At 28.5% G+C, this 1940-nt stretch carries 4 protein-coding genes; 3 read left to right on the top strand and 1 reads right to left on the bottom strand.

Features of this window, described 5'->3' with window-relative positions:
• Positions 1-196: 196 nt before the first annotated feature.
• From ACQKM9_RS21835 to ACQKM9_RS21825, 3 genes are all read left to right on the top strand, one after another.
• Positions 197-319, top strand: coding sequence for a hypothetical protein (locus tag ACQKM9_RS21835; protein WP_427736574.1), 123 nt, complete (start codon positions 197-199; stop codon positions 317-319).
• A gap of 285 nt (positions 320-604) precedes the next feature.
• Positions 605-829: a hypothetical protein gene (locus tag ACQKM9_RS21830; protein ID WP_427736573.1), complete on the top strand. Its 225-nt coding sequence runs from the start codon at positions 605-607 to the stop codon at positions 827-829.
• A gap of 282 nt (positions 830-1111) precedes the next feature.
• Positions 1112-1693, top strand: a complete 582-nt coding sequence (locus tag ACQKM9_RS21825; RefSeq protein WP_427736572.1) for a VanZ family protein — start codon at positions 1112-1114, stop codon at positions 1691-1693.
• Between the two features lie 144 nt (positions 1694-1837).
• Here the strand turns inward: ACQKM9_RS21825 and ACQKM9_RS21820 are convergent.
• Positions 1838-1940: IS3 family transposase (locus tag ACQKM9_RS21820; RefSeq protein WP_427736575.1), on the bottom strand; the 103-nt coding region annotated here is incomplete at its 5' end.

The following is a 1940-nucleotide window of genomic DNA, read 5'->3' as shown; positions in this document are numbered from 1 at the left end:
AAGAAATGACACAAAGAGAACACATCGTCGGCTATCTATGTAAGTTAGTAACTGAATTAGAAACGGAAAATGAGTAATCCTTACTGAACTAACGGGGCAGGTTAGTTTAATAAGGAAACGATCACCAGTGAAAAAATTAGTTGGATTTGAGAAGATAGAGTTTGTTCGAACTTAAAAATATATGGGCGGAATTTAAATGAAGAAAAATACTTTTGCAATTATCATTTATACGTTAGGTATTGTAGGGTTAATCATTACATTATTTATCGTATATAAAAACATTTGCGATAGTGAAGGAACACAAGTAGAAAATAGTTAAACTTTTTTATAATATCAAAATTTAAATCTGCTGGATAAGAATCTATTTTGATCAATCTTTTTTTCAATATGGATTCTTTTTATTTTAAGTAAAATACTGGTTTGTGGGGTATTTTTTTGATCAAAGTTTATTTCAAAGCACAGTTACTGTTGTTTTTGTATTAAACTTGATAATTTATAAAAAAGTCTGATGGTTTATAATAAAGATTGATTAAAATCCTGATGTATAATGCAGAATTTTTTTCTAAAGAAGCATTTAAAGAAAAGAAAGAAGGGAAAGTTGATCGTGTTAGTGTTTGTTGGGTTACTTTTCCTTTTGATAGGTTTGGTTTCTCTTATATTCTTAATGGTTTATGCGTATAAAGAGTTTAAGGAAGATGAAACTGAAAAATCAAAAAAAATATTTTTTTTGATTTTAGGAATACTTGATATTTTGTTTGGTACAGGCGGTTTTGCTTTAATATTATCACTTGGGGCTATCCTTATTGGTATTGTACTTATATTTTACTAGCTATGGCTTTGGTATAAAGTCCGATGATTTGTAAAAAAGTTTGATTAAAAATCCAGTATTGCCGGATGTTCTTATTCAACAATCGGGCGCGAATGTGAAATAAGCTTCACTTTTCTTATTCAACTAACGGGGCAGGTTACTGTAATAAGCTTTTTTTATCATAATTACTTTTGACACATAATGTATACTTATAAGTAATGCTACTTTTGGACAAGGAGGTGTAAATAAAAACTTATGAATAATTTTTCCGGAAAAATAAAATATTATAATGTAATTATATTTTTGCTTAGTTTAATAGTTGGTACTTTACTTTATGTAAACTATTTATACTACAAACTCCCAAGATTTTTCTCGAACTTAGATGGTTTACAAAAAAATGGCTTAGCGTTACTTATAGTTATCTTAACTTTTTACGTACTAATCAAAATTGCCTTTAGAATTGATAGTGAATTTGATCAATACTTATTATTTGGTATGTATTTATTTGTTCTTTTTGTAGGGCTTGTACGTATTGACAGGGAATTTAGTGTTGACAGTACAATTGAGCTGAATCCATTCGGGTTTATATCTGACATCTCTGTAAATCCAATGTCTATACAAGTACTTGTTGCTAATTTATGTATATTTTTACCGATGTACTTTATATTAACACACGCGAATATTTTCAAAAGCTTTTTAGCGAAGTTCTTATTTTTTGAAGCATTTTCAATCCTTGTAGAAGTATTACAATACGTATTAAGGGTTGGTATTTTCGATGTTGCTGACATTTTACTTTATAATATTAGTTATTTTGCAGGGTGTTTTATATACATATATTTCCATGTAATCTTTAGAGGAAATAACAAGATTTTTAAGGTGCAATAGAAAAAAATGTAAGCGATGAGCTTTAGTAGAAGATTTTTGAGCTGTTAAGATGGTTCTTTTTTTATTCAACTAAAGGGGCAGTTTAGTTAAAGATGAATCCTATTATTGGATTTAAGTCAATATCTTGGACACAAAAAAGTTAAGTCAGGCTGTTGCTCCGTGAATTCTTTTGCGATTATACCAACTTTCAATGTACTGAAAGAGTGACAATTTTGCAGTTTCAAAGTTCAAATACCTGTTTCTATAA

This window comes from Viridibacillus sp. NPDC093762 (genome assembly GCF_050279675.1).
Lineage (GTDB): Bacteria > Bacillota > Bacilli > Bacillales_A > Planococcaceae > Viridibacillus.
Note: the sequence above shows the minus strand (reverse complement) of the source record. Positions and strands in the feature narration are given on the sequence as shown.